General features: G+C 68.0%; 6 protein-coding genes and 2 pseudogenes. 5 read left to right on the top strand and 3 right to left on the bottom strand.

The features are described 5' to 3' along the window. Positions 1-410 (bottom strand): annotated as a pseudogene (locus tag FVW20_RS02260) (amidohydrolase family protein); the annotation flags it as partial. 489 nt (positions 411-899) lie between these two features. Here FVW20_RS02260 and FVW20_RS02255 point away from each other — a divergent pair. Then, the gene (locus FVW20_RS02255) at positions 900-1,844 is read left to right on the top strand and encodes a WcbI family polysaccharide biosynthesis putative acetyltransferase (RefSeq protein ID WP_196608116.1); all 945 of its coding nucleotides are present in this window, start codon (positions 900-902) and stop codon (positions 1,842-1,844) included. A gap of 144 nt (positions 1,845-1,988) precedes the next feature. Here the strand turns inward: FVW20_RS02255 and FVW20_RS02250 are convergent, their stop codons facing one another. Together FVW20_RS02250 and FVW20_RS02245 are read right to left on the bottom strand one after the other, a co-directional pair. After that, positions 1,989-2,810, bottom strand: coding sequence for an amidohydrolase family protein (locus FVW20_RS02250; protein WP_196608115.1), 822 nt, complete (start codon positions 2,808-2,810; stop codon positions 1,989-1,991). A 130-nt stretch (positions 2,811-2,940) separates the two neighbouring features. After that, the gene (locus FVW20_RS02245; RefSeq protein ID WP_196608114.1) at positions 2,941-3,351 is read right to left on the bottom strand and encodes an acyl-CoA thioesterase; all 411 of its coding nucleotides are present in this window, start codon (positions 3,349-3,351) and stop codon (positions 2,941-2,943) included. Between the two features lie 57 nt (positions 3,352-3,408). Here FVW20_RS02245 and mltA point away from each other — a divergent pair, with 57 nt between their 5' ends. The 4 genes and pseudogenes from mltA to FVW20_RS19570 all read left to right on the top strand — a co-directional run. Continuing rightward, a complete protein-coding gene (mltA, locus tag FVW20_RS02240; RefSeq protein WP_231038791.1) occupies positions 3,409-4,794 on the top strand; it encodes a murein transglycosylase A in 1,386 nt (461 codons plus the stop codon). Positions 4,795-4,833: 39 nt separating this feature from the next. After that, positions 4,834-6,483 carry a sensor histidine kinase gene (locus FVW20_RS02235; protein ID WP_196608112.1) on the top strand — a complete coding sequence of 550 codons (1,650 nt, stop codon included), beginning with the start codon at positions 4,834-4,836 and terminating at the stop codon, positions 6,481-6,483. A 1,091-nt stretch (positions 6,484-7,574) separates the two neighbouring features. After that, the gene (locus FVW20_RS02230; protein WP_167125220.1) at positions 7,575-7,856 is read left to right on the top strand and encodes a hypothetical protein; all 282 of its coding nucleotides are present in this window, start codon (positions 7,575-7,577) and stop codon (positions 7,854-7,856) included. A gap of 61 nt (positions 7,857-7,917) precedes the next feature. Continuing rightward, positions 7,918-8,361 (top strand): annotated as a pseudogene (locus FVW20_RS19570) (heavy metal translocating P-type ATPase); the annotation flags it as partial.

Here is an 8,361-nt window from a genome sequence, read left to right as displayed (position 1 = left end):
GCGGTGATGTCGCCAACATGCGCGGTATGGCAGGCCGCAAGCTGGCGCGCGGCATCGGCCAGGGCGGCGGCGCGGACTTCCGGAGGAGTTTCGGCCCCCGCCAGCGGCAGCAGGCTTTTCACCCACGGCACGAAGCCGCCGCCCAGCACGGTGCGCCCGCCCAGGTGCGAAAGTTCGAGGTGGGTGTGGCAGTTGACCACGCCGGGCACCATGGTGACCTCGCCAAGGTCGGCCAGGGGCACGCCCGTGCGGCGTCGGAAGGCGCCCATGGGCTCCACGGCCTCGATGACGCCGCCGCGCAACCCCGAGAGCAGGCGGGCCGCGCCATCCGCGCCAGCAGGGACATCCGCGCCAGCAGGGACATCCGCGCCAGCAGGGACATCCGCGTTGGACGGCGCGCCGTCAGCCAATGCCGTTTGCCCGGTGCCGTCCAAGAAAACGCCCCGGATCACAACGACATGGTCGTCGAGAACGCGGGGCGGCGAAAACAGGTCGCGCGGGTCTCGTGACGGACCCTCACCTGAGAGGGGTATGACGCGTCGCGCGCGGACGGCGATGAGCATTGTCTGTACGGGGGGTTGGGTGTACAAGCCGGGCACGGTAGTCACCGGCACGTGGGGCATGCCGTTGGACGCATGCCCACAAGATAGTGTTCCACAATCGGGTGGGGATGTAAAGAAAACGGGCGCGCCCGCCGAACAGATGACGACGGATGGCCCGCAGGCAGCCGCACCGGTTGACGACAGCCCGCCTGCCGTCCCCCCTGATACCCTGTTATCCTGACCCGCTAACCCGCACCCCCGAGGTCTCGCAGGCCCGCAGTCTCGTTGTCCCGCAATTCCGCCCCTTCAGGGCGTACCCCGCCGCACCTTCAGCCGCGTGTCCCCGCGCAGATTCCCATGACCACACCGCACCGCAGCCTCTGCCTCATCCACGCCAACTGCCAGGGCGACCCGCTGGCGCAACTGCTGGCCGCCTCGCCGCAGTTTGCCGCGCGCTACGAAATCCGTCGATACACCAACTACCTGCGCGAGCGCGTGGCCCCCGCCGAACTTTCCGGCTGCGGGCTGTTCCTGTACCAGCATCTGGGCGAAAAGTGGGACGACCACGCCTCGGACAGGCTGCTGGCCATGGTCAACCCGGCGGCGCGGGTGCTGCGCCTGCCCAACATGCTGTTCACGGGCTACTGGCCCTTCTGGACCAACAAGAGCCCCATGGATTTCGGCGATGCGTTCCTGGACCGGCTGGTGTCCATGGGCCTCGACATGGCGGAAATCCTGCACGTGTACCTGCACGGCGACATCGCGGCCAAGTACGACCTGGACGCCATGCTGCGCGCATCGCTGGATGTGGAGCGGGACAAGGAACGCGGGGCGGACGCGACGGCAGGCGCGCAGCGGGGCAGGGCCGGTGGCGACGGCGGGAGGCATGGCCTTGACCGGGGTAACGACGCTGCCGCTGGCGCTGTGCCGGGCGGCATTCCTGCCGTGGTGGCCCCCACGGTGGAACTGGTGGAAACGCTGTGGAAGGAAGAACGACTGTTCGCCACCATCAACCACCCCAACCGGCGGCTGGTGCTGCACGTGACGGAAGGCGTGCTGGCGGCGCTGGGCATGGACCCGCTGCCCCCGGCGGTGCGCGACGGCTTCACCGACCCGTACCCGGAGTTCGAACTGCCCATCCACCCGCAGGTGGCCGCGCATCACGGGCTGGCATTCGGCGGGCCGGACGCCACGTACAACATCTACGGGCGGCGCATGACCTTCGAGGACTACGTGCGCCGCTACGCGGACTGCCGCCTGCGCGGCATCGACAATTTCATCGGATACTTGCAGCTGGTGTGAGCCGCCGGGGCAAGCCCCCGCGCGCTCCGGCGGCGTCATGCCGTGGGGTCATGCCGTGGCGTCATGCCGGTTGCCCGGCAGAGAGGCGACCCGTGCGCCGCATGGCGCGTCGAGCGTCGAACGTGGTGCCGCCGTGCCCCGTGGCTATGCCGGGGGCGCGGCGACGTTCGTTTGTCCGTTGAGTCCCAGCAGGGTGGCCGCGCTGGACAGCAGCACCTCTATCTCGCCGTCGGAAAGGTCCAGCCGCCGTTGCAGGCGGTGGCACTCGTCGGCGGGGTCGAACAGGGGGTAGTCGCTGCCGAACAGGATGCGCTCGCGGTCGTGCCGGTCGAAGATGGCGCGCAGGGTGGCGTCGTCGATGAACGAGAGGCTGCTGGAGGTGTCCATCCACACCTCGCGGCCCACCAGCGCCTCCAGCGCGTACTGCCAGTGCAGGTAACCGCCAAGGTGCGCGGCGATGAACCGGGCGCGCGGAAAGGCGTCCAGCAGGGCGGCCAGTTTGTACGGGCAGGAGGGGTTTTCCGCCGGGGGCAGCTTGTCGCCGATGTGGCACATGAACACGAAGTCGTCCTGCGCCGCCTCGATGATGGGCAAAAGGCGCGGGTCGTCCAGGCGGAAGCCCTGGAATTCCGGGTGCAGCTTCAGCCCCCGGATGCCCGCCGCGCGCAGCCGGTCCAACTGGTGCTCCCAGTCCTGATACTCCGGGTGCACGGTGCCGAAGGCCACCACCTCCGGGTGGTGGCGCTGCAATTCCACGGCAAAGGCGTTGGCGGGCACCACCTGTGCTGCGGCGGTGGCGGCGCAGTGCACCACCACGCCGTCCAGCCCGGCACGTTTGGCGCGGGGCAGCAGGTCTTCCACCACGCCTTCGCCAACGGGCGAGATGCCGTAATGCGATTCCAGCTGTTGCAGGACCTTGGACGCGATCTTGGGGTGGAAGGCGTGGGTGTGGACGTCGAGGAACATGGGCCTTGCCCTACGCCCGGTCCACTGACCAGTCAAGCGAGCAGGCACATTCGCCGCGTGAAGCATGCTCGAATATCGCCAAGAACGCCCGCGAGGCGCCGTGATCGCCCGTATCCGCCAGAATGAGACGCTATTTCAGCAGGTCGCGCAGCCAGCCGGGCACCGGCACCGGCTTGCCGTCACGGTTGATGCAGGCGTGCTGGGTCATGCCGTCGGCAAGCAACCTGTTGCGTCCCTCGTCCCGAATCTCGTACACGAAGGTCAGCGAGGCGCGGCCCCATTCACTGATGCCCGCGCGCACCTGGATCAACTCGTCGAATTTGGCCGGGCTGCGGTAGCGGCAGCGTGCCTCGCGCACCGGCAGGATGATGCCGCGCTCTTCCACGGTGGCATAGCCCATGCCCCGCGAGCGGATGAACTCGCTACGGGCACGCTCGAAGAAGTGCAGGTATTCCGCATAGTACACAACGCCCATCATGTCCGTTTCACCGTAGGACACGCGATGGGCCAACCAGATTTCCGGCACGGGAAAGCCGTCCATATGTTTCGCAACCTCCTGCCGCGTGGCGCGGCGTGTCGATTCGTACGCCATTTCGTGATGAAAGCCAAAACCGTGGGCGGCCTGCCCTGCTCCATGGCCTCGTCCTTGTCCACAATGCCATCTGCTGCGCCACCCGCTGCCGCATCCGGCTCATCCGCATTCGGACACGTCTGCGCGCCTGCATGCATCCGCACCGCCGGGGCGCTGCTGCTGGCGCTGGCCATTTCCGGCTGTGCCTCGCATGGGCCCCGGATTGCGGTCCCCGAGCCGGAAGTGCCCCCGACGGTGCAGACCCCGGCCCAGACGCGTCCGATCCAGGCGCGCCCGGCCCTGTCCCTGCCGCCGCTGCCCGCCTACACCGAAGCCTCTCCCGACGAGATCCGTGCCGCCATCGCAGTCATGGACCCGCGCAGCCAGGGACTTGCCTCGTGGAACGACCTTGCCCCGGCGCTGACCCAAAGCCTTTCCTACATGGCTACCCGCCCCGTCGGAGGCGTGGCGCTGGATCGCATGGGACTGCGCGTGACCAACGCGGACTTCATGGCCGCCCTGCGCCAGCTGTCCGGCCTGTTGCCCCAGTTGGACGTCAACCCCGGCCTGCTGGCCCAGCGGTTCCGCTGGCTGCGCGTGGACACCGCCTGGACCGGCTACTACGAGCCGGTGCTGCGCGCCAGCCGCACCCCCGCGCCCGGCTACACGCACCCCATCTACCGCACTCCGCCGGACATGCGCGTGACGGAAGTGGCCGGGGCCGGTTCCGGCAAGCAGCGCATGACCTTCCGCGTTGTGAACGGTCCCAGGGGGCGCGTGCTGCGGCCCTATTACGACCGCGCGGAAATCGACGCCGGGGCGTTGCGCGGCAAGGGGCTGGAACTGGCCTGGGCGGCGGACCCCGTAGACGTGTACATCCTGCAGGTGCAGGGTTCCGGCCGGGTCCGCTTTACCGACGGCAGCGAGGCCCGCGTGCTCTACGCCGCGCAGAACGGGCGGCCCTACGTGTCCATAGGGCGCATCCTGAAGGAACGGGGCGAACTGCCGCCCGACGGGGTGAACATGCCAGCCATCCGCCAGTGGCTGGAAAGTCACCCCGGCCAGGCGCGGGAACTCATGAACACCAACCCCAGCTATGTCTTTTTCCGGATGGAGGAAGGCAGCGCCAGCGGTCCGCTGGGCTGCACGGGCAGGCCGCTGACCCCGTGGGTAAGCCTGGCCACAGACCGATCCGTGCTGCCGTCCGGCGCGCTGCTGGCCTTTTCCGCTCCGGTGCCGCAACCCGCGGGTGGCGGCGCGGTGACCGGCCTTGGTCTTGCGCAGGATACCGGCGGGGCCATCAAGGGCTACCGCATCGACCTGTTCTGCGGCGCGGGCGACCACGCGGCCACCGTGGCCGGGCATCTGGATGCGCCGGGGCCTGCGTGGTTGCTGCTGCCCCGCACCCCTTAAGCAAATACCCGGCACGAAGCTTCTGCGCAGGAGACCTCCATGGACCCTCGCCAACCCGCGGAACGCATTCCCACCATCCTCGTGGTGGACGACGACCCGGTGGCCCGCACCGCCGTGTGCGGCTATCTGCGCGAGGCGGGCTATGCCGTGCGCGAGGCGGGCGGCGGCGCCGACGCACTGATCCTGTTCGGCACGCGCGGCGCGGACGCGGTGCTGCTGGATTGGCGCATGCCCGGCAAGGGCGGGGCCGAGGTGCTGCCCCGCATCGCCGCGCAAGACCCCACCGTGCCGGTCATCGTGGTGTCCGGCATCAGCGAGGTGCGGGAACTGGCGCGGGCCCTGCGTCTGGGCGCATGGGACTTCGTGATCAAGCCCATAGAGGACATGGCCGTGCTCGACCGGGCGCTGGTGCGCTGCCTGCTGCGGGCCGAACTGCTGCGCGAGCAGGGCCGCCGCCGCGAAACCCTGGAAGACCTGGTGCGCCGCCGTACCGAAGACCTGGAAGACGCAAACCGCCGCCTGCGCCGGGAAATCGCCGAGCGCCGGGAATTCGAACGGGCCCTGGCGGAGAGCGAGGAACGCTTCCGCCAGTTGATGGAGAACACCAGCGAGGTGTTCTGGGTGCGCGACCTGGCCAGCGGCCAGTTGCTGTATCTTTCCCCGGCCTACGAGACGGTGTGGGGACGTCCGGTGCAGGAGGCCATGCGGGGCGGGGCCACCCGGCTTCACACCGTGCACCCCGACGACAGGGAGGGCGTTGCCGCCGCCATGGCTGGCATCGCCACCTCGGCCACCCCGGTGGACGCGGAGTTCCGCATCATGCGGCCCGACGGCGGGGTGCGCTGGGTACATGTCCGGGCCTTTCCCGTGCGCGACGGCGAGGGCAACGTCTATCGCGTGGCCGGGGTGGCGGAGGACGTCACCGCCCGGCGCACGGCAGAGGAAGGCATACGGACCTCGCTGCGCGAGAAGGAAATCCTGCTGCGCGAGGTGCACCACCGGGTCAAGAACAACCTGCAACTCATCGTTAGCCTGCTGAACCTGCAAGCGGCCTATGCCGACGGAGCCGCCGACCGCGAGCGGTTCATCGAAAGCCGCAACCGCGTGGCCTCCATGGCCCTGGCTCACGAGGAACTGTACCGCGCCAACGACCTGGCCAGCGTCAACATCGCCGATTACGTGACGCGGCTGGCGCGTAAGCTGGTGCTGTCATCCGTGGATGCCGAGGTGGAGCTGGTGCTGGACCTGCCGCCGCTGTTCCTGCCGGTGTCGGCGGCCATTCCCTGCGGGCTGATCCTCAACGAACTGGTCACCAACGCCATCAAGCACGCCTTTGCCGACCGTGACGCGGGGCGCATCGCCATAGCCGCCCGGCGCGACGGGCGGCAGGTGGAAGTGCGCGTTTCCGACGATGGCGTGGGGCTGCCGGAAGGCTTCGACCCAGCCGGAGGCGCAACGCTGGGCATGCAGTTGGTGGGCAGCCTGGTGGCGCAACTGGGTGGGCGGCTGGAGGTGGCATCCGGACTTGTGGGCGCCACCTTTGTGGTGCGCTTCGAGGAAAACGAGGCCGAACCCTACGGGGCGGAAACGCCCGTTGCAACGGATGCACCCGGTATGCCCGGCGCCCTGGGTTCGTTGTCGGGCGGGGCGGGGCTGGTGGGGGCGTTCATCGCCCCGGACGACGAATAGCATGCTGCCGGAACCGGGCAGGGGGACTGGCAGGCGTGCAAAGTGGCCCCGGCGGGGCTGGCGGAATGTCGGACTGACGGCAGGTTTCCCATTCGTGCAGCGGGTACTCGCGAATAATTCATGATGCGGTGTTCCCCTTTCAGCGTGCGTAATCCCATTTTTCGCCAGCGCATGTTCTTTTTTTCTCTTTCGCCCGGTTTCGCCTTGACTTGCCGCGCTAGGGGGCGGAACATGACCTTGCACCGACCGGACGCTCAATGAGCGTCCATGCTGCCGATGCATGCCGAAATCTCCATTCTGCGCGTCACTCGTGCGGGAGGCCAGGCCATGCGAGCACGCCAAGTCCAGTCAGCCTTTCCCCTTCCTGCCCTCTACGCCCCCCGGACGCAGTCGCCTTGCCCCCTGGCCGTTTTCGCCCCGTTTCGCACTTTCGTGCGGCGGGGCGGTGTTGTGTCCAGTCGCGCCCAGTCCAGAAAGCCGCTGTTCCGGCGGCCCCTGCAACGCGCCGCCATTGCCATTCCGCGCGGGCGTCGCAAACCCGGTGGGCGACGGAAGCCGCCTGCCGGTCCTGTCGGGCCAAGCCCGAGGAGGCACCATGAGTTTCGCTGATATCGGTTCCATTGTCGTTGGCGTCATCGTGCTCGGCATCATTGGGTACTTCATGTACACCAAGGTCGTGAAGCACTAGTCGACACAGCCCGCATCGACCCGGCCCACCGGCCAGCCCTGCCAGACCGACCGGCGTGACATGCCCCGCCGATGCCCATACCGGCGCCCTTCATTTGCGTGAAGGGCGCCGTTTCAAGTTGTGTAAAGAGAACGGCATGTTGAAGTTGATCGTGATAATCAGACACAAAAATCAAAAAATATTGTCACGATTCGGTGACGGATGCTAGCGTTGCTGAATCCGCGTTTTCCGCCTGTTCCGGTCGACTTTACCCGGATGGGGTGGATACGAGGTGTTGACAGTGATTTTCAATATCAAATAGGGTGGCATTTCCCGCGCGGCACAGGGCTGCCGAGGATGGCTGCCGGGTATTGGCCGAGAATGGCCGGTCGCGTGACGACGCACTCATCACAAGGAGACGGGAATGAACGAGAGCTACAAGTACGGGTTGTATTTCGTGGGTGGCGTGGCGCTGGGTGCCCTGGGTGCGGTGATGCTGGGCCGGGGCAAGTTCGACATTCGCCCGGCCATGGCCGACCTGCTGAGCCACGGCTTTGACCTGAAGGACAAGGCGTCTGCCTACGCGGAAACCGTGCGCGAGCACATGGAAGACATCGTGGCCGAGGCGGAGCACGTGCACAAGCAGCGCAAGGACGCCGCCGAAGCCGCTGCACCCGAAGCCGCTGCCGAAGCCGCCAAGGCCTAGCCCGGACTGATCGGACAGAAACCGGATTGCTCTCCGACCACATTCGCAACGGACGAGGCGCATGGACTATCGCATAGCACACGAACTGCCGGGGCGCCTGCGCCTGCGCTGCGCCCCCGGTTCGCTTTCCCAGGAACGGGCGCATGACCTTGTGGCCCGCATCGTGGCCGTTGACGGCGTGGCAGAAGCGCACGCCACCTCCACCACCGGCAGCGTGCTGGTTCGCTACGCCCGCCCCGCCGCGCGGGGCGAGGTGCTGGCCGTGGTGGACGGCTTTGTGGCTGGTGGCGCACCGCGCCGTATGTCGGGTCGCAAGGCCGGGGCCTCCGAACGCCCGGTCGGGGCGCGCGCGTCTGCGGACAAGTCATCAGACAAGTCACCGGGCAGGTCGCCTGAGAGGCCCGGCGCCAAACCCGGAGCAGGCGGCGGCAAGGGCTCGGACAGGAGGGCAGGCAAGTCCGCCCCTTCGTCCGCGACAGACACCGGCCCCGCCGCTGGCGCTGCA

It is taken from the genome of Nitratidesulfovibrio oxamicus (genome assembly GCF_015731765.1).
GTDB lineage: Bacteria > Desulfobacterota > Desulfovibrionia > Desulfovibrionales > Desulfovibrionaceae > Cupidesulfovibrio > Cupidesulfovibrio oxamicus.
The sequence above is the reverse complement of the archived record's forward strand: the minus strand, read 5'-3'. Positions and strand labels throughout refer to the sequence as shown.